Source organism: Streptomyces sp. NPDC033177, from assembly GCF_055577715.1.
Genome location: NZ_JBVIPS010000002.1, coordinates 995,196 through 1,015,430, shown reverse-complemented (window position 1 = coordinate 1,015,430; position 20,235 = coordinate 995,196). Strand labels below are relative to the sequence as shown.

The window sequence follows — 20,235 nt, the reverse complement described above, 5'->3', positions numbered from 1 at the left end:
CCTGTCACGCCTTCGCCGCCTCCCCTCCGGGGCCTTCCTGCTCGTGATGGGTCAACTCGGCTCGCTGCTGCTCAAGTTCGTGCTGGTGCTCCATCGCGTCGAGCCGGTCGGCCTCCAGCATTTCGTGGACGGAGTTCATCAGCGTCTCCATGTCCACCACGCCGGTGTACTCACCGCGCCGCCCGGTGACCGCGACCCGCCCCGCGTTGTCCGTGAGCACCGCTTCGAGCGCGTCGCGCAGGGTGGCGTCCCGGGTGACCGTGTCGTGGACGAGCGTGCCCGCGCGGGCCAGCGAGCCCTTGGCCCGCATCAGGTCACCGCGCCGCAGCCACTTGTAGGGGCGGCCGCGTTTGTCGAGGAGCAGCAACTCGTTCGTACCGCTGGCCCGCAGCTTGTCGAAGATGTCCTGCAGCGGGTCGTCGACCGTCACCGTCGCGAAGTCGGCGATCTCCACGTCGCGTACGCGGGTGAGGTTGAGCCGCTTCAGGGCCGCGCCCGCACCCACGAAACCGGAGACGAAGTCGTCGGCGGGGTTGGTGAGGATGGCTTCCGGGGTGTCGAACTGCGCGATGTGCGAGCGCTCCCGCAGCACCGCGATGCGGTCGCCGAGCTTGATGGCCTCGTCGAAGTCATGCGTGACGAAGACGATCGTCTTGTGCAGCTCGTGCTGGAGCCGGATCAGCTCGTCCTGGAGGTGGTCGCGGGTGATCGGGTCGACCGCGCCGAACGGCTCGTCCATCAGGAGGACGGGCGGGTCGGCGGCCAACGCCCGTGCCACGCCGACGCGTTGCTGCTGGCCGCCGGAGAGCTGGCGCGGATAGCGGCCGTGGAACTCGGCCGGGTCGAGCCCGACGAGGTCGAGCATCTCCTCGACCCGGGACTTGATCTTCGCCTTCCCCCAGCCGATCATCTTCGGCACGATGGCGATGTTCTGGGCAACCGTCATGTGCGGGAAGAGCCCGGAGGACTGGATCGCGTAGCCGATCTTGCGGCGCAGCTTCACCGGGTCCATGTCGGTGACGTCCTCGCCGCCGATGCGGATACGGCCGCCGGTCGGCTCGATCAGCCGGTTGATCATTTTCAGCGTGGTCGACTTACCGCAGCCCGAAGGGCCGACGAGGATGACGATCTCGCCCGCCTTGATCTCCATGCTGACGCTGTCCACCGCCGGGTCGCCGCTGCCCGCGTACCGCTTGGTGAGGTGTTCCAGCTCGATCGTCGCGCCCGTGGTCCCGGACTCGGACACGGACGTGGGCACGGACTCAGACACGGATACCCCTCGAAATGGTCAGGCGGCCGATCAGGACGTACGCGGCGTCGAAGAGCAGGGCAAGGACGATGATCCCGAGCGTGCCGGCGAGCACCTGGTTGAGCGCGTTCTTGCTGCCGAGGGAGCCGATGCCGCGGAAGATCTCGTTGCCGAGGCCCGGTCCCGACGCGTACGCGGCGATGGCCGCGATGCCCATCAGCATCTGCGTGGAGACGCGGATACCGGTGAGGATCGGCGGCCAGGCGAGCGGCAGCTCCACCCTGACGAGGCGTGCGGCACGCGACATCCCGATGCCCTTCGCCGCGTCGACCAGCGAGGGGTCGACGCCGCGCAGGCCGACGATGGCGTTGCGCACGATGGGGAGCAGGCCGTAGAGGGTCAGGGCGATGACCGTCGGGGCGACTCCGAGGCCGACGACGGGGATCAGCAGACCGATCATGGCGAGCGAGGGGACGGTCAGGATCGTGGAGGTCGCGGTCGTGGCCAGATTGCCCGCCCAGTCGCTGCGGTACGTGACGACGCCGATCAGCACTCCGATGACGGTGGCCACGACCATGCACTGGAAGACCGCGCTGGCGTGCTGGTACGCGTCCGTCAGCAGTTGCTGGTGGCGGTTGCCGAGGTAGTCCCAGAAGTTCACTGAACTGCTCACCTGCCCGTCTCGCCGGCTGCCCGCGTCAGGTGTCCTCCGACGCCTGTTCGACCAACGGGATGATCCGCAGCGGAACAGGGTTCTCCATGACGATCGCCGTGGAGGCCCGGACGATGCCATCAAAACCCACCACCCGGTCGATCACACGTTGAAGATCCGCGTTCGAACGGGCCACCAGACGGCAGAGCATGTCGCCGTGACCGGTGATGGTGTGCAGTTCGAGCACCTCGGCGACGGTCGCCAAATGCGCCCGTACGTCAGCGCCCTGGCCTTGTTTGATCTCCAGCGTCGCGAAGGCGGTGACGGGGTAGCCCAGGGCCGCCGGGTCGACCTCCGGACCGAATCCGCGGATGACTCCGTTCGACTGAAGGCGGTCCATCCGGGCCTGCACGGTCCCGCGCGCGACACCGAGCCTGCGGGACGCCTCCAGGACGCCGATACGGGGCTCGCGGGCGAGCAGCACGATGAGCCTGCCGTCCAGATGATCGATCGCCATGGTGCGCTCAGCTCCACTTCCGGGGTGGTCATCATGTACAGATAGCCCGCCCATCCTGGGCCCCCGCCATACAATTTGCCCACTGAATACGCGAACTATTGCGCACCTTGCGATACGGCGGGAGCCTGCGGACATGGCAGCTACCGCGAACACCCAGCCCACGTCGGCCCTCTCCGGCACCCCCCACACCGCGCGCGAGGCCGATCCCTTCCCGGTCAAGGGAATGGACGCGGTCGTCTTCGCCGTGGGCAACGCCAAGCAGGCGGCCCACTACTACTCCACGGCCTTCGGCATGAAACTCGTGGCCTACTCGGGCCCGGAGACCGGCAGTCGCGAGACCGCCTCGTATGTCCTCACCAACGGCGGCGCCCGCTTCGTCCTCACCTCCGTCATCAAGGCGTCCACGGACTGGGGCAACTTCATTGAGGGCCACGTCGCCGAGCACGGTGACGGCGTCGTCGACCTCGCCATCGAGGTGCCGGACGCGCGCGCCGCGTACGCCTACGCCGTCGAGCACGGCGCCCGCGGCCTCACCGAGCCCTACGAGGTCAAGGACGAGCACGGCACGGTCGTCCTCGCCGCCATCGCCACGTACGGCAAGACCCGCCACACGCTGGTCGACCGCAGCGGCTACGACGGCCCCTACCTGCCCGGCTTCGAGGCCGCGTCCCCGATCGTCGAGCCGCCCGCCAAGCGCACCTTCCAGGCGATCGACCACTGCGTCGGCAACGTCGAGCTCGGCAAGATGAACGAGTGGGTGGCCTTCTACAACAAGGTCATGGGCTTCACGAACATGAAGGAGTTCGTGGGCGACGACATCGCGACGGAGTACAGCGCGCTGATGTCGAAGGTGGTCGCGGACGGCACCCTCAAGGTGAAGTTCCCCATCAACGAGCCCGCCATCGCCAAGAAGAAGTCCCAGATCGACGAGTACCTGGAGTTCTACGGCGGCGCGGGCGTCCAGCACATCGCGCTCGCCACGAACGACATCGTGGAGTCCGTACGCACCATGCGCGCGGCCGGGGTGAAGTTCCTTGACACCCCCGACTCGTACTACGACACGCTGGGGGAGTGGGCCGGCGAGACGCGGGTCCCGGTGGAGACCCTGCGCGAGCTGAAGATCCTGGTCGACCGTGACGAGGACGGCTACCTGCTCCAGATCTTCACCAAGCCGGTCCAGGACCGTCCGACGGTCTTCTTCGAGATGATCGAGCGGCACGGCTCGATGGGCTTCGGCAAGGGCAACTTCAAGGCGCTGTTCGAGGCGATCGAGCGGGAGCAGGAGAAGCGCGGCAATCTGTAGAGGGTGGCCATGAGCAGGGTGCCGGAAGGGTTCCGCATTAGGGTGCGGGCATGGCCAGGATCAATGACGTCGGCGGGATGACGGGCTTCGGGCCCATCGATACCACCGACGACACGGAGCCCTTCCACGCGGACTGGGAGGCGCGGGTGTTCGCGCTCAACAGTGCGCTGTTGCGTGAAGGCGTCTACAACCTGGACGAGTTCAGGGACGCCGTGGAGACGATGCCGCCGGGTGCGTACCTGGCGGCGTCGTACTACGAGCGGTGGCTCCACGCGATCCGCGTGCTGCTGGTGCGCACGGGCGTGCTGACGGCCGCCGAGGTGAGTCGGCTGGGTGAGCGCGATGGGTGACCGCTTCGCCGCGGGCGCCCGCGTCCGCACCGTCCGCCACGACCCGCCCTACCACACCCGCCTGCCGCGTTACGCCCGCGGCAAGTCGGGCGTGGTGATCGAACCCGAGGGGCGCCATCCGCTGGCGGACGTCAGCTCGCAGGGGCGGGAGGACGCCCCGGTGGAGCAGGTGTACGCGGTGCGGTTCGCCGCGCGGGAGCTGTGGGGCGAGGGGGAGCACGGGGTGGTCCTCGACCTGTGGGAGAGCTACCTGGAACCGGAACCTTCGGAGGGCGGCTGATGTCCGGCACACACGATGACGCGGTGATCTCCCGCCAAGTACGCGGCCTGGAGGCTCTGTTGGAGGAGCGGGGAATCGTCGCGGGGGCCGCCCTCGACGAGGCCCTGGACGCGTTCCTCGCGGGGTCGTCCCCGCTGAACGGGGCGCGGGTGGTGGCGCGGGCGTGGACGGACCCCGCGTTCAAGGAGCGTCTGCTCGCGGACGGAGCGTCGGCGGTGGCGGAGCTGGGTTACGCGGCGGGCGGGGTCCAGCCGCAGCGGCTGCGGGTGGTGGAGAACACCGCGCACGTCCACAACGTCGTCGTCTGCACGCTGTGCTCCTGCTATCCGGTCCGGCTCCTCGGCCCGTCCCCCAGCTGGTACAAGAGCGAGGCGTACCGCTCCCGGGTGGTGCGGGAGCCGCGGGCGGTGCTCGCGGAGTTCGGCCTCACGCTGCCTGCCGACACGGAGATCACCGTCTGGGACTCCAGTGCGGAGACCCGCTACATGGTTTTGCCCCGCCGCCCCGACTGCGCGGCCTCCCTCCCCGAGGCGGACCTCGTCGGGCTCGTCACCCGCAACGCCCTGATCGGCACGGCCCAGCTCTGACCCCCGGGTCAGCTCTCGGCGGCCGGCTTGCTGGAGCGAGGCTTCGGGGACGGGGACGGCAGAGGAGCCGGGCGCTCGCCACGGGGGGCGTACATCTGCGCCGGGCCGCCCGAGGGGGGATCGCCCAGGCGGGTCAGGGCGGCCCGCGCCGCAGGGGCGAGCAGCGGGGAGAAGTAGGGGTTGCGACGCATGGCCTCGCCGATGTGACGGCGAGCCGCACCGTACTTGCCCAGGTCCCTCTCGATCTGGCCCCGGTGATAGGCGTACACCGCGACCAGCGGGCCCTTGTCCGTCGCCCGCTTGGCGTACTTCAGGGCCTCCCTGTCCTTACCTGACCGATGCAGCGCCCAGCCCAGCGCGTCCGCCACCTGCGGGCTCGCGTGCCGCTTGAACTCCGCACGCAGGCGCTCCACCGCCGCGTCCGCGTCCCCGTGGTCCGCCTCGAAGAGGCCGAGGATCCGCTCGTCGTTGACGCCGTTGACCCCTTCCTGCTTCACCCGGGCCCGCAGCACGTCGTACTGCGCCCGAGCGGCCGGGGCGAGCCGCAGCGACTCGTACAACTCGCCCAGCTCCAGGGCGTACTCCGGAGCGGGCTGCTTGACCAGCGCGCTCTGGTAGGAACGCAGGGCCTCCGACGTGCGGCCCAGGGCGGCGAGCGCGCGGCCCTTTCCGGCGAGGGAAGGGTGGTGGTCCGGGTCCGCGACCAGCGCCGCATCGTAGTAGCGCAGGGCCTCCGCCGGATCGCCCCGTTCCCACGCGAGCTCGCCCACCCGGTACAAGCACACCGCCTTCTCCGCGGGACCCTCCGCGAGCGCCGCCGCGTCCGTCAGCTTCGCCGCCGCGTCCTCGCGCCAGCCGCGGTCCCGGTAGACCTGCCCGGACCGCACCATCACCGAAGGGATGTCCGCGTTCAGCTCCTGGAGCGTCTCCAGGGCCTTCCCCACGCCCTTCGCGTCACCCAGACCGCTGTACGCCTCGATCAGGGCCGGATACGTCGACCACCGCTTCGGCGCGAGCCTGACCGCGCCCTCGGCCCACTTCTTGGCCCCGCGGAAGTCGTGCCGCGCGTTCGCGAGCGCCGCCATGCCCGTCAGCGCCTCCGCGTTCCCCTCCGGGCGGGTCTTCAGGGACGTGCGCAGCGCCTCCTCCGCCTTGGGGTAGTACGCGGAGTCCGCGGTCCGAAGGCCCCGCTCGACGTAGGCGGCCCCGAGCACCGCCCACGACTCGTCGTCCCCCGGATGCTTGCGCAGATGCGCCTCCCGCTCCCCGATCAGGACGGTCAGATCGGGCAGCGCCGCCGGAGCCCCGGCCCCCGCGGCGGCCATCGCCCGCCCGGCAGGCCCCAGAGCGGGCGGCGCCGCCTTCCCGCCCGAGCCGGGCAGCAGCACCACCACACCGCCGAGCACCACACACCCGGCGACGGAGGCGACCAGGACCCGCCGCACGGCGGGGGAGCGGCGCGCGCCCCGCGGCGACTCGCTCCAGAGGCGGGGCACGGCCGCCGGCTGCGCCTTCGCGGACTTCCCGGCCTTCTCCTCCACGGACGCGGACCCGGTCTCGATCTCCATGGCGTCACTGTGCGTCAATACGAAGAGCACATCACGGCACGGGGACGGGCGTCGCGCACGGGTTCACACCGATGGCCCCGGGTGCGAGGCTGTGATCATGAGCCGCACACTCATCGAACGTCTCTGTGTCGGTCGCGAGGCACTCCCCGCCGACGCCGTCCTCACGGACCCCGACATCACGTCCTCGTACGCGAACGACATGGCGAGCTTCTGCGACGCGGGCACCCCGGCCGTCGTCGTCCTGCCACGCACCGTCGAACAGGTCCAGCACGTCATGCGCACCGCGACCGAGCTACGGATCCCGGTGGTCCCGCAGGGCGCCCGCACGGGCCTGTCCGGCGGCGCGAACGCCAGCGAGGGCTGCATCGTCCTCTCGCTGGTCAAGATGGACCGCATCCTGGAGATCAACCCCGTCGACCGGATCGCGGTGGTCGAACCCGGCGTCGTCAACGCCGCCCTCTCCCGCGCCGTGAACGAGCACGGCCTCTACTACCCGCCGGACCCGTCCAGTTGGGAGACCTGCACCATCGGCGGGAACATCGGCACGGCCTCGGGCGGCCTGTGCTGCGTGAAGTACGGGGTGACGGCGGAGTACGTGCTCGGCCTCGACGTCGTCCTCGCCGACGGCCGGCTCATGAGCACCGGTAAGCGCACCGCCAAGGGCGTCGCGGGCTACGACCTCACCCGTCTCTTCGTCGGCTCCGAGGGCAGCCTCGGTATCGTCGTCCGCGCCACCCTCGCCCTGAAGCCGCAACCGCCCCAACAGCTCGTCCTGGCCGCCGAGTTCGGCTCGGCGAAGGCCGCCTGCGACGCCGTGTGCAAGATCATGGAGGGCGGGCACGTCCCCTCACTCCTGGAATTGATGGACCGCACGACCATAAGGGCCGTCAACGCGCTGGCCCACATGGGTCTCCCGGAGACCACCGAGGCACTGCTCCTCGCCGCCTTCGACACCCCGGACCCCACCGCGGACCTCACGGCCGTCGGCGCGCTCTGCGAGGCCGCGGGCGCCACCCAGGTGGTACCGGCCGAGGACGCGGCGGAGTCCGAACTGCTGCTCCAAGCAAGGCGGTTGTCCCTCACCGCGCTCGAAGCCGTCAAGGGCACGACGATGATCGACGACGTGTGCGTGCCGCGCTCGAAGCTCGCCGACATGCTCGAAGGCGTGGACCGCATCGCCGACAAGTACAGCCTCACGATCGGGGTCTGCGCCCACGCCGGCGACGGCAACACCCACCCCACCGTCTGCTTCGACGCGGCCGACGCCGACGAGGGCCGCCGGGCCCGCGAGTCCTTCGACGAGATCATGGCCCTCGGTCTGGAACTCGGCGGCACGATCACCGGTGAGCACGGCGTGGGCGTCCTGAAGAAGGAGTGGCTGGCGCGTGAAATCGGCCCGGTGGGCGTGGAGATGCAGCGCGCCATCAAGGCCGCGTTCGACCCGCTCTCCCTCCTCAACCCCGGCAAGCTCTTCTGACGCTCCGGCACGTTGCTCTGACATCGGCCCCCGTACCGGCCCCCGTACGTCGGATCACTCACCGTCCGTGGACTCGTCCGAGGGCCAGGGGTCGCGCAGCCACAGGTCGTCGGCACGGCCCGTGGTCGGCGTGAGCAGCTCGGCGAGGCCGTCGTCGATGCCGAGCCGCTCAGCCTCAGAGCCCGGAGGGACCACCCGCAGGGTGCGCTCCAGCCAGGCGGACACGGCGGGCGCCGGCGCCTCCAGGAGGGCGTCTCCGTCGGGTGAACTCAGCGCCATCAGGACGACGCTGCGCCCCTCGACCTTGGTCGGCCAGACCCGTACGTCGCCGTGCCCGCAGGGCCTGAACACCCCCTCGACCAGGAGCTCGCGGGCGAACGTCCAGTTCACGGGGTGCTCGGAGCCGATGTGAAAGGCGATGTGGATGGCGTAGGGATCGTCGGTGCGGTAGCTGAGACGGGCCGGGACGGCGATCGCGCGTTCCGGGGACAGGACGAGTTTGAGCTCGAGCTCGCGTTCCACCACGGTGTGCATGTCGGTGCTGTTCCTTCCTTGTCCCGGGCCCTGGAGCGGGCCCGTGCAAGGAGAGAGCGCGGTGGGCGGACAGCATTACGCGGGTTCCGGAATCTTTTTCCGTACGTGGTTGAACTGTGCCCGGAAAGTGGTCTGTCGGGCAGGACCAGCACAGGCGGACGCGAGGGTCTGATAGATGTGGAGCCTCAAAAAGACCCCCGAGCAGATACGGGACGACGGACATGAGCGCCCCAACTCCGGCCGCAGGCGACGACAGGCCCCGCGAAGGCTACTACCCCGATCCGTCCATTCCCGGATATGTCCGGTACTGGAACGGCGCGGCCTGGGTGCCCGGGACCAGTCGTCCCGCCCCGACCGACGGCGAATCGCTCCCGGCACCTCCGGGGGCCGGGGCCGCGGCGCCCGCGCCCGCGGAGGAGACCGGGCCGCACTTCTTCGACGAGGAGCCCATGCCGGCGCCCGAGGCGACGGGCGGTGCGGTCGACGCCGAGGTCTCGCAGCACGGGGCCAGGCCCGAGCCCGCCTCCGCGTGGCAGGCGGACGCGGGCCGGCAGACGGGGCTCGGCGGTGAGCAGGACCGGCGGGTCTCCTGGGGCGAGCCCGAGCCCGAGCGGCGGGACGCTTCGGGGGCGGCCGGTGGTCCGCGGGACCCGCGGGTGTCGAGCGGTTCGGCCCCGACGGAAACGCCGTCCGCCTCCGCCCCTTCTTCTCCGTCCCCCTCCCCGGAGGCGAACGGGCCCGGCACCGTGCAGATCCGCGCGATCAAGCCGGGGGCGAGCGCACCGCCCCAGCAGGAGCAGCCCTCGACGGAGGGCACCGTGACGTTCCGCAGGCCCACGGGACCGGTGCGGCCCACCGCGGCCTCGCCCGCCACCGAAGGCACCATGGCGATCCGGGCCCTGCGCCCGAAGTCCTCCGGTGCGGCGGCGCAGACCCCGGCGCCCGCGCAGACCGCCGTGCCTCCGCAAGCCGCCGTACCCCCGCAGGCCGCCGCGCCCGCCCCGGCGTCCGCCCCCGCTCCGGCGCCCGCGCCCGTACAGCCCACCGTCCCGCAGCAGGGCGGTGCGCCCGGCGGCGCGGCCTCGCCCGTGACCTCGGGGCCCGGTGGCGGCTCGCCCTCGTGGGCGCAGCAGGTGCACCGGCTCGCCGAGGGCGACGGGCAGCAGCAGCCGGTCGTGCCGTGGAAGCCGGTGGCCAGCGACCCGTTCCTCGCGATGGCGCAGAACCAGGCCGCGGGACGGCCCGCCGGGCTCGGCAAGCGGTTCGCCGCACGGTTCATCGACACCATCGTCCTGGTGGCCGTGACGGGCGCCGCGGCGTTGCCGCTCGGCACGAAGGCCGCCGACCACGTCGACAGCAAGATCGACGCGGCGAAGATGTCCGGCGAGAAGGTCACCGTGTGGCTGCTCGACGGCACCACGGCGGGATATCTGGGGATGGTCCTGGCCGTGCTGCTCCTCTTCGGTGTGCTCTACGAGGTGCTGCCCACGGCCAAGTGGGGGCGGACGCTCGGCAAGAAGGTCCTCGGGCTCCAGGTGCGGGACATGGAGGAGCACGAGACGCCGTCGTTCGGTTCGGCGCTGAAGCGCTGGCTCGTCTACGCGGTGCCGGGGGTCCTGGTGGTGGGAGTCGTCGGCGTCCTGTGGTGCGTGTTCGACCGCCCGTGGCGCCAGTGCTGGCACGACAAGGCTGCGGGAACGTTTGTGGCGGGCTAGGCCACCGGGCGCCCCCTTAACCCGGACAGCCGCTCGCCGGATGCGCCCCCGGCGCACTCGCGGTCGACTCGCCCCATGAGCACCGAACCGCCGCAGTACCCGCCGCCCCCCGACGACAACGACCCGTTCAGGAAGCAGCCCCCGCAGGACGGCGGCGGCTCTCCCTACGACGCGCCCCCGCCCGGCAGCGGCTCCGGCTCGCCCTATGGCACACCGCCGCCGCCCCCGCCGTACGGCGGCGGTGGAGATCCCTACGGGGGGAGCGGCGGCGGAGGCGCGTACGGCGGAGGCAACGACCCTCTCGCCGGGATGCCGCCCCTGGCGGAGAGCGGCAAGCGTGTCCTGGCCCGCATCATCGACATGATCCTCGTCGGCGTGGTCGTCTGGCTGCTCTCGTGGGGCTTCGGCACGAGCGAGTTCGACGTCGACCCGGACGAGGTCCAGTACGGGAAGAGCTTCGGGCAGTCGCTGCTGGCCGCCGTGCTCTACATCGCGTACGACAGCTTCATGATCTCCAGGACGGGCCAGACCCTGGGCAAGAAGTGGCTGGGGCTGCGGGTCGCGAACCTCAACGACGGGGCGACCCCCACCCTGCAGACCGCGCTCGTCCGCGCGGCCGTCCTCTGGCTGCCGTTCGCCTTCTGCTGCGCCTGCATCTGGACGGCGATCTGCGGCGGCTGGAGCTTCTTCGACAAGCCCTACAAGCAGGGCCTGCACGACAAGGCGGCCAAGACGGTGGTGGTCAGCACCGGCTGACCGCGGCAGACCGCCGCGGCGGCAGGGACATCGGCGGTTCGGGCGGGCTCGTGATCCTCACGGGCCCGCCGGCTCGCGTACGGACTCGGCGAGCACGGGAGCGGAGGCGCGCTGGACGGGGACGCGCTCCTCGGTGGTCCTGGCGGCGGGAGCGACACGTGCGGCCGGTGAGGCCACGGGTTTCGGCTGGGGGACCGTCATCGCCACCAGTAAGCCGAGGCCGAGGGCGGCGACGGCTATCACCGCGACCGCGAGGCCCGAAGTCGTCTGGGACAGCAGCAGCATGGCGAGCGTCGAGAAGATGACCGTCACCGTGCCGTAGGTGACCTGAGCAGGGGTCGGACGAGGCAGCGGCATGGGACGAGGCATGGCGTAATCCGTCCTCGGGACAGCGGATGCGGGGGTGGTCGTGCCCAGTGTGAAGCTGTGGTCGAGCCCAATGTGGTGCTGTATACGAATCAAAGGATGCCTGGCTGCGGCGACTTGAGAAGTGCCGCCTCGCGCAGTAGCGCACCGTCGATTGACTCTATTCCGCTGCATGCCCGACAGGAACGGGCGGTAAGCGTGACCTAACCCACGGTGCGGCAGCACAGGGGGCGCACGGGTTCATGACGTCCATCAAGTGGACGGTGGGACGCGCCTGTTGACCATGCGGACGGGCGGGCGTACGCGTCCGGATAGCGGATTCCCGGGTCTGCATAATGTACTTGGCCTGTTCAAGTCAAGGTCTGTCTTTTCTTCCGTATCTCCGGTCCAATGTCGTCACTTGTGACGCGTATCGCGCGCGGACCTCCTCCGACCGGGACCTCGGCCCGCCTTCGCGCGGACGCGGGGGAGGACAGCATCAAGTGACAGTCAGCAGACGGACGTTCAGAGCCACCGCGGCTGCCGTGGCGTTGGCCGCGGCAGCCGCCACGTTCTCGGCAGCCACCGCATCGGCCGAGGAGAGTGGGCCGAGCGGGGCTCCCGCCATCGACCGGCAGGACCCGAGCAGGGCCAAGGCGCAGGTCGACCACGACCTCGAGGGCCCCTTCAGCAAGCAGCAGGCCCAGCAGCGCAAGGCCGCCCTTCAGCAGGTCATCGAGGGCGACGCCAAGGTGCAGAAGCGCGGCGGCTCCCAGGTGGTGAAGCTCGACGACAAGAAGTACGTCGAGCTCGGCCGGGAGAAGACCGACAAGATCTTCACGATCCTCGTCGAGTTCGGGGACAAGGTGGACGACACCACCATGTTCGACCCGGACGGTCCGGAAGGACCCGAGGCGCCGGTCAAGAAGTACGGCGGCAAGCCGGGCCCCGCGCACAACAAGATAGCCAAGCCGGACCGTGCGAAGGACAACAGCACGGCCTGGCAGAAGGACTACAACCAGAAGCACTTCCAGGACCTGTACTTCGGTGAGGGCAAGGACTCCAAGGGCAAGAAGAAGGAGTCCCTGAAGACCTACTACGAGAAGACCTCGTCCGGCCGTTACTCGGTCGACGGTGAGGTCTCCGACTGGGTCAAGGTCGACTACAACGAGGCGCGGTACGGCTCCAACTACTGCGGCGACAGCAACTGCGCCAACGTCTGGGACGCGGTGAAGGACGGCGTCACCGCCTGGACCAAGGACCAGAAGGCCCAGGGCCGCACGGACGCCCAGATCAAGGCGGACCTCGCCAAGTACGACCTCTGGGACCGTTACGACTTCGACGGCGACGGCGAGTTCAACGAGCCCGACGGGTACATCGACCACTTCCAGATCGTCCACGCGGGCGAGGACGAGTCCGCCGGCGGCGGCGCCGAGGGCGAGAACGCCCTGTGGGCCCACCGCTGGTACGCGTACGGCAACGACGCGGGCAACACCGGCCCCTCGAACAACAAGGCGGGCGGCACGCAGATCGGCGACTCGGGCATCTGGGTCGGCGACTACACGATGCAGCCGGAGAACGGCGGCCTCGGCGTCTTCGCCCACGAGTACGGCCACGACCTGGGCCTGCCCGACCTGTACGACACCACGGGCAAGGGCGAGAACTCGGTCGGCTTCTGGTCGCTGATGTCGGCCGGTTCCTGGCTGGGCACCGGCAAGGACGCCATCGGTGACCTGCCCGGCGACATGACCGCCTGGGACAAGTTCCAGCTGGGCTGGCTCGACTACGCCAAGGCCAAGGCCGCGACGACGTCCGAGCACAAGCTGGGCGTCTCGGAGTACAACACGCGCCACCGCCAGGCGCTCGTCGTCGACCTGCCGAAGAAGGCCGTCACCACCACGGTGACCAAGCCGACCGAGGGATCCAAGCAGTGGTGGAGCGACCAGGGCGACGACCTCAAGAACACCCTGACGCGCTCGGTCGACCTGACCGGCAAGTCCAAGGCCGCGCTCTCGCTCGACGGTTGGTGGGACATCGAGGCCAACTACGACTACCTCTACACCGAGGTGTCGACGGACGGCGGCGCCAACTGGACGCCGGTGGACGGCACCGCGGACGGCAAGCCCATCACGCGCGACGCCGGTGACAAGCCCGCGTTGACCGGTGCTTCGGGCGCGTACAAGAAGCTCGCGTTCTCGCTCGACGCGTACGCCGGCAAGAAGATCGACGTCCGTTTCCGTTACTCGACGGACGGCGGCGCGGGCGGCAAGGGCTTCGTGGCCGACGCCCTCGCGATCACCGCGGACGGCACCAAGGTCTTCGAGGACGGCGCCGAGGGCGACGACAACGGCTGGACGGCGAAGGGCTTTTCGCGCATCGGCGAGTCCTTCACCAAGAAGTACGACCAGTACTACCTCGCCGAGAACCGCCAGTACGTGTCGTACGACAAGACCCTCAAGGTCGGCCCGTACAACTTCGGCTTCTCCAAGTCCCGTCCGGACTGGGTCGAGCACTACGCGTACCAGACCGGCCTCATGGTCTGGCAGTGGGACACCTCGCAGAAGGACAACAACACCAGCGCGCACCCCGGTGAGGGCCTGATCCTTCCGGTGGACGCGCACGCCAAGCCGCTCAAGTGGGCGGACGGCACCCTGCTGCGGAACAAGATCCAGCCCTTCGACGCGCCCTTCAGCAAGTACGCGACCGACAAGTTCACGCTCCACAACGCGGACGTCGCGCTGAAGATCAAGTCCCAGAAGGGTGTCCCGGTCTTCGACGACCGCAAGGGCACCTACTGGTTCAAGGAGAACCCCACGGGAAGTGTCAAGGTCACTGACACCAACACCCAGATCAAGATCGTGAAGCAGCCGAAGGACGGCTCATCGATCACGGTCCAGGTCGGCCCCTCCAAGAAGTAATCAGCATTTCCGCAGGTCAAGCCATGATCGGCCGTCGCCCTCTAGCGGGCGGCGGCCGATCGTGTTTAGGTGCGTCCTGTGGATTTCTTATTGACACGGGGCTCGGCCAGGAGCTCCGTGCGACGTCTCACGGGGGTGTGACCAGCCATGTCCGCAGGAGGTTTCAGCAAGCTGCCGAACGGCAGCGTGGTGGTGGCCCTGACCTTGCCGAACCCGGCCATGGGCGGCGGCAGCGTCCGCATGATCGTCCATGCGGTGAACCGCGCGAGGGCGCTGACACGCCTGCGGAACCTCGGCCTGCGGGCCGTCTATCTGCGGGGCAACGCGGAGCCGCCGACGCCGGACGAGATCACGGCGGTGCTGCATCACCCGGACGGGCTCATATGGCGTACGGCGCCGGACGCTGTCGCTGAGCTTTGGCATCCTATTCGTGCCCTGAAGCGGCAGAGACCGGGCGTCAGCCCCTCCGAGGTATGAGAGCACCGCCCATCACCGGCTTCGCCGAGTTCGTCCTCAAACGCCGGACGGGCTGAAAATGTGAGCTAGCCCACCGGCTTGCCCGTCAGCTCGACGCCCGCTGCCCGGAGCTCGTCCAGAGCACGCTCTGTCGTCTCCTTGGAGACGCCCGCCGTCAGGTCGAGCAGGACCGTCGTGCCGAAGCCCTCACGGGCCGCGTCGAGGGCCGTGGCGCGCACACAGTGGTCCGTGGCGATCCCCACCACGTCCACCTCGTTGATCTTCCGGGCCCGCAGCCAGTCCGCCAGCGGGACGCCGTTCTCGTCGGCCCCCTCGAAGCCGCTGTACGCGGCCGAGTAGGCCCCCTTGTCGAAGACCGCTTCGATGGCCCCGGAGGCCACGGCCGGCGCGAAGTTCGGGTGGAAGCCGATCCCCTCCGTGCCCGCCACGCAGTGCGGCGGCCAGGAGCGGACGAAGTCCGGCCGGTCGGAAAAGTGGTCGCCCGGCTCGATGTGGTGGTCACGGGTGGCCACCACGTGCCGGTAGCCCGCGGGCGCCTGGCCGATCAGCTCGGTGATCGCGGCGGCCACATCGGCTCCCCCGGCGACCGCGAGGCTGCCGCCCTCGCAGAAGTCGTTCTGCACATCGACGACGATCAGGGCGCGGCGCATCGGGTGTCCTTCGGCTCGGCAAGGCTCGGGGGAGTGGGGGACTCGGCCGGATGAACCGAGCGTAGAGACTTCGCACGCGCAGCGGGAGAGGGCGTTCGAACGCCCCTTTTCCGCTCCGGCGCACAATTCAGATGTATTCCGTCGGGATGACGGCCTCACCCTTCGACAGCTGCGTGGCCGACAGGGGCAGCCGGCCCCGCGCCGCCGCGTGCCGCTCGCGCACGGTGTCCAGCGGCTCGCGGGCCACCACCTCACCGCCCTTGACCAGCTCGACCAGGAGCTGGTGGTCGGCGAGCTCCACCGGCACCGCTCCCGTGCCGATCACCTCGGCCTCGGCGACCCCGTGTTCGTCGGGCCGCCGCGCGGCCCACTTGCGGCCGCCCACCGACGACTTGGCGCCGAGCGACTTCTTGGCCACCGGCTCCAGCGCGGCCTTCGGGTCCGCCGAGTGGGCGCGGGCCACCAGCTTGTAGACCATCGAACAGGTCGGGTGCCCGGACCCTGTGACGAGCTGCGTGCCCACCCCGTACGCGTCCACGGGCGCCGCGGCCAGCGAGGCGATGGCGTACTCGTCGAGGTCGGAGGTGACGACGATCTTCGTGTTGGTCGCACCGAGCTCGTCCAGCTGGTCGCGCACCCGGTGGGCGACCAGGAGCAGGTCACCGGAGTCGATGCGCACGGCGCCGAGCTCGGGCCCGGCGACGTCGACGGCGGTGCGGACGGCCTCGGTCACGTCGTACGTGTCGACGAGCAGGGTCGTGCCGGGGCCGAGCGAGTCGACCTGGGCCTGGAAGGCGTCCCGTTCGTTGTCGTGCAGCAGGGTGAAGGCGTGGGCCGACGTGCCGACCGTGGGGATGTCGTAGCGGAAACCGGCCGCGAGGTCGGACGTGGTGGTGAAACCGCCGACGTACGCGGCGCGCGAGGCGGCCACGGCCGCCAGCTCGTGCGTGCGCCGTGCGCCCATCTCGATCAGCGGGCGCTCACCGGCGGCCGAGGCCATCCGGGAGGCGGCGGCCGCGATCGCCGAGTCGTGGTTGAGGATGGAGAGGATCACCGTCTCCAGGAGCACGCACTCCGCGAAGGAGCCCTCGACGCGCAGGATCGGCGAGCCGGGGAAGTAGACCTCGCCCTCCGGATAGCCCCAGATGTCGCCGCTGAAGCGGTACGAGGAGAGCCAGTCGAGGGTCTCCTCGTCGACGACGCGGCGCTCGCGCAGGAAGCCGATGACGTCGGCGTCGAAGCGGAAGTTCTCCACGGCGTCCAGGACCCGGCCCGTCCCGGCCACCACTCCGTAGCGGCGCCCCTCGGGGAGTCTGCGCGTGAAGACCTCGAAGACGGAGCGCCGGTCGGCGGTGCCGGCCTTCAGCGCGGCCTGCAGCATCGTGAGCTCGTAGTGATCCGTGAAGAGCGCGGTCGACGGAACATCCACCGGCAACCCAAGGTCCGCTGTGTTCATACGAAGGATGCTACCCCGCATCTCGTCACTCTGACGATTTCCCGGGTCCATTTGTGCGAGAGCCCCCCGCGGGTGGCAGCATGGGGCAAGTGAGTACGGCTCCCGCAGAGATCACCCGCCCGGAATCCGACGAAGAAACCTTCGCCGTCCCGGAGCCCGACGTCCCCTGGATCACGCTCGTCCACAACGACCCGGTCAACTTGATGAGTTACGTGACCTACGTGTTCCAGTCCTACTTCGGGTACTCGAAGGAGAAGGCCACGAAGCTGATGATGGACGTGCACCACAAGGGCCGCGCGGTCGTCTCCACCGGCTCCCGTGAGGAGATGGAGCGCGACGTACAGGCCATGCACGGATACGGTCTTTGGGCCACCCTCCAGCAGGACCGGAAGTAGCGACACATCTGATGCCAGGACAATTCGAAGCCATCCCCGGGGGCGGCGCGGCCGTCGCGCTCGACGAGGTCGAGATCTCGATCATCCGCTCCCTCGCCGTGCAGCTCCTGGAGCTGATCGGTCCGGGTCCGGCTGAGGACGCCTCCGACGACCCCCTCGCGGAGCTGTTCGCCGAGGGCCCGAGCGAGCCGCCCACCGACCCTGTCCTCCAGCGGTTGCTGCCGGACGCCTACGGCGGCCCCGGCAGCGAGAAGGCCGATGAGAACGAACTGCGTGCGTACTCATCGGAGTTCAGGCGCTTCACCGAGAACGACCTGCGGGCCAAGAAGCGCGACGACGCCCTGGTGGTGATCCGCTCCCTGGACGCCATGACGTCGAAGGGTGAGGGCGGCGCCGTCCTGAAGCTGTCCGCCGACGAGTCGCGGCACTGGCTCGGCGCGCTCAACGACCTGCGCCTGGCGATCGGCGCCCGCCTGGAGGTGACCGACGAGGACGACACGGACCTGCTCTACCAGCTGCCGGACTCCGACGCCCGCAAACCGATGGTGATGGCCTACCTCTGGCTCGGCGGCCTTCAGGAGACCCTCGTGTCCACGCTGATCGGCTAGAAGTCCCGCGAGGGCTGCGTCTGGGAGTCGCGCGATTCACACGTGAGCCGACCGGTGCACCCGCAAAGTCGATGTATAGAGCAGCGGTTACCCCTCGTTCGCTCATCGGACGCTCAAATCCGGATAACGATCGCGTCACTTCAATGCCCGCTTTTGACGCGCCAAGGGAATTTTGTCCGGTTCTTCTCGTGGCATGGACCACACGCGCCACGGCCGATCACTGTCACGGCCGTGATAAATCTTCACGACCACTCGGTGACGCCACCCATGTCACCGATGGCGCTCGGGCCGGCAGACCGCCGGTAGCACTCCATCCATATCCGGGGGGATCAGGACCTGATCCGTGGCCATTAACGCGACTGCGGGCACGGATCAGCGTGGAGAAAGGCGTCACCATGACCTCAGTGCAGGTCGAAGAGCATCACGACGGCAATGAGGCCGGCGGAACGGGCGGTTCGTCCGGCACGTCAGGCGAGGGTTATCAGCGCGGGCTCGGCGCCCGGCAGATCCAGATGATCGCGATCGGCGGTGCCATCGGCACCGGCCTGTTCCTCGGCGCGGGCAAGGCCATTCACAAGGCCGGTCCGAGCCTCATCCTGGCGTACGCCATCGCCGGCCTCGTCATCTTCTTCATCATGCGCGCCCTGGGCGAGCTGCTCATGTACCGCGCCGTGTCGGGCTCCTTCTCGGAGTACGCGCGTGAATTCATCGGCCCGTTCTTCGGGTACGTGACCGGCTGGACGTACTGGCTCTTCTGGGTCGTCACCGGCATCACGGAAGTCACGGCCGCGGCCCAGTACATGCAGTACTGGACACACGACGCCATCCCACAATGGGCGTACGCGCTGATCTTCACGGTCATCCTGTACGGCGCCAACCTGATCTCGGTGAAGCTCTTCGGTGAGCTCGAGTTCTGGTTCTCGATGGTCAAGGTCACCGCGATCATCGGCATGATCCTCATCTGCGCCGGCATCCTCACCATCGGCTTCTCCGACGCCGGTGACACCGCGTCCGTCTCCCACCTGTGGGACCAGGGCGGGTTCTTCCCGAACGGCATCGGCTCCACGCTGATGACGCTGCAGATCGTGATGTTCGCCTTCCTCGCCGTCGAGCTCGTCGGCGTCACCGCGGGCGAGTCCAAGGACCCGAAGACCGTCCTGCCCAAGGCCATCAACACCGTGCCGTGGCGCATCGCCGTCTTCTACGTCGGCGCCCTCGTCATGATCCTCTCGGTCGTGCCGTGGACCTCCTTCCAGCCGGGCGTCTCGCCGTTCGTGGCGGCCTTCCAGGAGATGGGCCTCGGCATCGGGGCCGCGATCGTCAACTTCGTCGTCCTGACGGCCGCGCTCTCCTCCTGCAACTCGGGCATGTACTCCACCGGCCGCATGCTGCGCGACCTCGCGCTCAACGGTCAGGGCCCGAAGTTCTTCACCAAGCTGACGAAGAACGGCCTCCCGCTGGTCGGCACCACCTTCTCCGCGACCCTGATGCTGGTCGGCGTCTGGATCAACTACCAGTGGCCGGGCGAGGCGTTCAACTACGTCGTCTCCTTCGCGACCATCTCCGGCATGTGGGCCTGGATCATGATCCTGATCTGCCAGATCAAGTACCGCCGCAAGGCCGACCGCGGCGAGCTCCCGCAGTCCACCTTCCGGGCACCGGGCGCCCCGTACACGAGCTGGTTCGCGCTCGCCTTCATCGCGATGGTCATCGTCATGATGGGCATCGACGAGGACGCACGGATCTCGCTCTACGCGGCTCCGGTCTGGGCCCTGATCCTGGGCATCGGCTACCTGGTCATGCAGAAGCGCAACGACACGCAGTCGACGGGTGGCGGCGAGGCGGGCCAGAAGGACCTCGCGAAGTCCTGATCGCCGGCTGACGCACCTCGTTTCACCTGCCTGATCCCAGCATGTGGGCCGGTCCGTACCACTCTTCGGTACGGACCGGCCCTTCTGCTTATCCTGGCTGCCATGCTGACCCTGACCCAGGCCCTCCACGACCAGATCGTCGCGCACGCGCGCCAGGACCACCCCGACGAGGCCTGCGGTGTGGTCGCGGGCCCGGAGGGAACCGGCCGCCCCGAGCGCTTCATCCCGATGCTGAACGCGGCACGCTCGCCCACGTTCTACGAGTTCGACTCGGGCGACCTCCTCAAGCTCTACCGCGAGATGGACGACCGCGACGAGGAGCCGGTGATCGTCTACCACTCGCACACGGCGACCGAGGCCTACCCCTCGCGCACCGACATCACGTACGCCAACGAGCCGGGCGCCCACTACGTCCTGGTCTCCACGGCCGACACCGACGACGCGGGCGAATTCCAGTTCCGCTCCTACCGGATCGTGGACGGCGAGGTCACCGAAGAAGAGGTGAAGGTCGTCCAGGCATACTGAGC

Annotated in this window: 21 protein-coding genes; 13 read left to right on the top strand and 8 right to left on the bottom strand. The window is 69.3% G+C overall.

What is annotated here, in order from left to right:
• Nucleotides 1–4 precede the first annotated feature (4 nt).
• The 3 genes from ACZ5U5_RS10580 to ACZ5U5_RS10570 are packed head-to-tail and all read right to left on the bottom strand — an operon-like array spanning nucleotide 5 to nucleotide 2,418.
• The gene (locus ACZ5U5_RS10580; RefSeq protein ID WP_469019023.1) at nucleotides 5–1,270 is read right to left on the bottom strand and encodes a betaine/proline/choline family ABC transporter ATP-binding protein; all 1,266 of its coding nucleotides are present in this window, start codon (nucleotides 1,268–1,270) and stop codon (nucleotides 5–7) included.
• The gene (locus ACZ5U5_RS10575; protein ID WP_469019416.1) at nucleotides 1,263–1,910 is read right to left on the bottom strand and encodes an ABC transporter permease; all 648 of its coding nucleotides are present in this window, start codon (nucleotides 1,908–1,910) and stop codon (nucleotides 1,263–1,265) included. Before ACZ5U5_RS10575 ends, ACZ5U5_RS10580 begins: the two co-directional genes overlap by 8 nt.
• A gap of 37 nt (nucleotides 1,911–1,947) precedes the next feature.
• A complete protein-coding gene (locus ACZ5U5_RS10570) occupies nucleotides 1,948–2,418 on the bottom strand; it encodes an Lrp/AsnC family transcriptional regulator (protein ID WP_399387004.1) in 471 nt (156 codons plus the stop codon).
• A gap of 133 nt (nucleotides 2,419–2,551) precedes the next feature.
• Here ACZ5U5_RS10570 and hppD point away from each other — a divergent pair, with 133 nt between their 5' ends.
• The 4 genes from hppD to nthA are packed head-to-tail and all read left to right on the top strand — an operon-like array spanning nucleotide 2,552 to nucleotide 4,938.
• Nucleotides 2,552–3,721: a 4-hydroxyphenylpyruvate dioxygenase gene (gene hppD, locus ACZ5U5_RS10565; RefSeq protein ID WP_469019020.1), complete on the top strand. Its 1,170-nt coding sequence runs from the start codon at nucleotides 2,552–2,554 to the stop codon at nucleotides 3,719–3,721.
• 50 nt (nucleotides 3,722–3,771) lie between these two features.
• Entirely contained in the window at nucleotides 3,772–4,071 is a 300-nt protein-coding gene (locus ACZ5U5_RS10560) for a hypothetical protein (protein ID WP_469019017.1), read from the top strand.
• Nucleotides 4,064–4,351 (top strand): SH3-like domain-containing protein, encoded by a 288-nt coding sequence (locus tag ACZ5U5_RS10555; RefSeq protein WP_469019414.1) that lies wholly within the window; start codon nucleotides 4,064–4,066, stop codon nucleotides 4,349–4,351. The genes ACZ5U5_RS10560 and ACZ5U5_RS10555 overlap by 8 nt, the downstream gene beginning before the upstream one ends.
• Complete coding sequence (gene nthA / locus ACZ5U5_RS10550) at nucleotides 4,351–4,938, top strand: nitrile hydratase subunit alpha (protein WP_469019015.1); 588 nt, start codon at nucleotides 4,351–4,353, stop codon at nucleotides 4,936–4,938. The genes ACZ5U5_RS10555 and nthA overlap by 1 nt, the downstream gene beginning before the upstream one ends.
• Before the next feature lie 8 nt (nucleotides 4,939–4,946).
• On the opposite strand, the gene ACZ5U5_RS10545 is transcribed toward nthA, so the two are convergent.
• Complete coding sequence (locus ACZ5U5_RS10545) at nucleotides 4,947–6,506, bottom strand: tetratricopeptide repeat protein (RefSeq protein WP_469019013.1); 1,560 nt, start codon at nucleotides 6,504–6,506, stop codon at nucleotides 4,947–4,949.
• A gap of 97 nt (nucleotides 6,507–6,603) precedes the next feature.
• Between ACZ5U5_RS10545 and ACZ5U5_RS10540 the strand changes: the two genes are divergently transcribed.
• Nucleotides 6,604–7,983 carry an FAD-binding oxidoreductase gene (locus ACZ5U5_RS10540; RefSeq protein ID WP_469019010.1) on the top strand — a complete coding sequence of 460 codons (1,380 nt, stop codon included), beginning with the start codon at nucleotides 6,604–6,606 and terminating at the stop codon, nucleotides 7,981–7,983.
• A gap of 54 nt (nucleotides 7,984–8,037) precedes the next feature.
• On the opposite strand, the gene ACZ5U5_RS10535 is transcribed toward ACZ5U5_RS10540, so the two are convergent.
• Nucleotides 8,038–8,517: an SsgA family sporulation/cell division regulator gene (locus tag ACZ5U5_RS10535; RefSeq protein WP_469019007.1), complete on the bottom strand. Its 480-nt coding sequence runs from the start codon at nucleotides 8,515–8,517 to the stop codon at nucleotides 8,038–8,040.
• Nucleotides 8,518–8,738: 221 nt separating this feature from the next.
• On the opposite strand from ACZ5U5_RS10535, the gene ACZ5U5_RS10530 reads away from it, so the two are divergent.
• On the top strand, nucleotides 8,739–10,232 hold the full coding sequence (locus ACZ5U5_RS10530; protein ID WP_469019004.1) for an RDD family protein: 1,494 nt from the start codon (nucleotides 8,739–8,741) through the stop codon (nucleotides 10,230–10,232).
• 75 nt (nucleotides 10,233–10,307) lie between these two features.
• Nucleotides 10,308–10,988 (top strand): RDD family protein, encoded by a 681-nt coding sequence (locus ACZ5U5_RS10525; protein WP_469019001.1) that lies wholly within the window; start codon nucleotides 10,308–10,310, stop codon nucleotides 10,986–10,988.
• Nucleotides 10,989–11,045: 57 nt separating this feature from the next.
• On the opposite strand, the gene ACZ5U5_RS10520 is transcribed toward ACZ5U5_RS10525, so the two are convergent.
• Nucleotides 11,046–11,339, bottom strand: a complete 294-nt coding sequence (locus ACZ5U5_RS10520; protein WP_469019412.1) for a hypothetical protein — start codon at nucleotides 11,337–11,339, stop codon at nucleotides 11,046–11,048.
• A gap of 497 nt (nucleotides 11,340–11,836) precedes the next feature.
• Here ACZ5U5_RS10520 and ACZ5U5_RS10515 point away from each other — a divergent pair, with 497 nt between their 5' ends.
• Nucleotides 11,837–14,251: an immune inhibitor A domain-containing protein gene (locus ACZ5U5_RS10515; RefSeq protein WP_469018998.1), complete on the top strand. Its 2,415-nt coding sequence runs from the start codon at nucleotides 11,837–11,839 to the stop codon at nucleotides 14,249–14,251.
• A 147-nt stretch (nucleotides 14,252–14,398) separates the two neighbouring features.
• Nucleotides 14,399–14,728: a hypothetical protein gene (locus tag ACZ5U5_RS10510; protein ID WP_469018995.1), complete on the top strand. Its 330-nt coding sequence runs from the start codon at nucleotides 14,399–14,401 to the stop codon at nucleotides 14,726–14,728.
• Between the two features lie 65 nt (nucleotides 14,729–14,793).
• On the opposite strand, the gene ACZ5U5_RS10505 is transcribed toward ACZ5U5_RS10510, so the two are convergent.
• Together ACZ5U5_RS10505 and ACZ5U5_RS10500 are read right to left on the bottom strand one after the other, a co-directional pair.
• Nucleotides 14,794–15,378 carry an isochorismatase family protein gene (locus ACZ5U5_RS10505; RefSeq protein WP_469018992.1) on the bottom strand — a complete coding sequence of 195 codons (585 nt, stop codon included), beginning with the start codon at nucleotides 15,376–15,378 and terminating at the stop codon, nucleotides 14,794–14,796.
• A gap of 127 nt (nucleotides 15,379–15,505) precedes the next feature.
• Entirely contained in the window at nucleotides 15,506–16,834 is a 1,329-nt protein-coding gene (locus tag ACZ5U5_RS10500) for a nicotinate phosphoribosyltransferase (RefSeq protein WP_469018989.1), read from the bottom strand.
• A gap of 80 nt (nucleotides 16,835–16,914) precedes the next feature.
• Here ACZ5U5_RS10500 and clpS point away from each other — a divergent pair, with 80 nt between their 5' ends.
• The 4 genes from clpS to ACZ5U5_RS10480 all read left to right on the top strand — a co-directional run bounded on the left by clpS (nucleotide 16,915) and on the right by ACZ5U5_RS10480 (nucleotide 20,233).
• Nucleotides 16,915–17,229, top strand: coding sequence for an ATP-dependent Clp protease adapter ClpS (clpS, locus tag ACZ5U5_RS10495; RefSeq protein ID WP_160505277.1), 315 nt, complete (start codon nucleotides 16,915–16,917; stop codon nucleotides 17,227–17,229).
• Nucleotides 17,230–17,240: 11 nt separating this feature from the next.
• Entirely contained in the window at nucleotides 17,241–17,837 is a 597-nt protein-coding gene (locus tag ACZ5U5_RS10490; RefSeq protein ID WP_451204106.1) for a DUF2017 domain-containing protein, read from the top strand.
• Between the two features lie 395 nt (nucleotides 17,838–18,232).
• Nucleotides 18,233–19,708 carry an amino acid permease gene (locus ACZ5U5_RS10485; RefSeq protein WP_469018985.1) on the top strand — a complete coding sequence of 492 codons (1,476 nt, stop codon included), beginning with the start codon at nucleotides 18,233–18,235 and terminating at the stop codon, nucleotides 19,706–19,708.
• Nucleotides 19,709–19,810: 102 nt separating this feature from the next.
• Nucleotides 19,811–20,233, top strand: a complete 423-nt coding sequence (locus ACZ5U5_RS10480) for a M67 family metallopeptidase (protein ID WP_361836495.1) — start codon at nucleotides 19,811–19,813, stop codon at nucleotides 20,231–20,233.
• Nucleotides 20,234–20,235: the final 2 nt, after the last annotated feature.

Excerpts from the sequence above, each read along its gene's own strand:
- ACZ5U5_RS10505 (WP_469018992.1), bottom strand. The coding sequence starts at position 15,378 with ATGCGCCGCGCCCTGATCGTCGTCGATGTGCAGAACGACTTCTGCGAG.
- ACZ5U5_RS10570 (WP_399387004.1), bottom strand. The coding sequence starts at position 2,418 with ATGGCGATCGATCATCTGGACGGCAGGCTCATCGTGCTGCTCGCCCGC.
- ACZ5U5_RS10555 (WP_469019414.1), top strand. The coding sequence starts at position 4,064 with ATGGGTGACCGCTTCGCCGCGGGCGCCCGCGTCCGCACCGTCCGCCAC.
- ACZ5U5_RS10545 (WP_469019013.1), bottom strand. The coding sequence starts at position 6,506 with ATGGAGATCGAGACCGGGTCCGCGTCCGTGGAGGAGAAGGCCGGGAAG.
- clpS (WP_160505277.1), top strand. The coding sequence starts at position 16,915 with ATGGGGCAAGTGAGTACGGCTCCCGCAGAGATCACCCGCCCGGAATCC.
- ACZ5U5_RS10500 (WP_469018989.1), bottom strand. The coding sequence starts at position 16,834 with ATGAACACAGCGGACCTTGGGTTGCCGGTGGATGTTCCGTCGACCGCG.
- ACZ5U5_RS10560 (WP_469019017.1), top strand. The coding sequence starts at position 3,772 with ATGGCCAGGATCAATGACGTCGGCGGGATGACGGGCTTCGGGCCCATC.
- ACZ5U5_RS10535 (WP_469019007.1), bottom strand. The coding sequence starts at position 8,517 with ATGCACACCGTGGTGGAACGCGAGCTCGAGCTCAAACTCGTCCTGTCC.
- nthA (WP_469019015.1), top strand. The coding sequence starts at position 4,351 with ATGTCCGGCACACACGATGACGCGGTGATCTCCCGCCAAGTACGCGGC.
- ACZ5U5_RS10490 (WP_451204106.1), top strand. The coding sequence starts at position 17,241 with ATGCCAGGACAATTCGAAGCCATCCCCGGGGGCGGCGCGGCCGTCGCG.
- ACZ5U5_RS10510 (WP_469018995.1), top strand. The coding sequence starts at position 14,399 with ATGTCCGCAGGAGGTTTCAGCAAGCTGCCGAACGGCAGCGTGGTGGTG.
- ACZ5U5_RS10540 (WP_469019010.1), top strand. The coding sequence starts at position 6,604 with ATGAGCCGCACACTCATCGAACGTCTCTGTGTCGGTCGCGAGGCACTC.
- ACZ5U5_RS10530 (WP_469019004.1), top strand. The coding sequence starts at position 8,739 with ATGAGCGCCCCAACTCCGGCCGCAGGCGACGACAGGCCCCGCGAAGGC.
- ACZ5U5_RS10480 (WP_361836495.1), top strand. The coding sequence starts at position 19,811 with ATGCTGACCCTGACCCAGGCCCTCCACGACCAGATCGTCGCGCACGCG.
- hppD (WP_469019020.1), top strand. The coding sequence starts at position 2,552 with ATGGCAGCTACCGCGAACACCCAGCCCACGTCGGCCCTCTCCGGCACC.
- ACZ5U5_RS10485 (WP_469018985.1), top strand. The coding sequence starts at position 18,233 with ATGACCTCAGTGCAGGTCGAAGAGCATCACGACGGCAATGAGGCCGGC.
- ACZ5U5_RS10525 (WP_469019001.1), top strand. The coding sequence starts at position 10,308 with ATGAGCACCGAACCGCCGCAGTACCCGCCGCCCCCCGACGACAACGAC.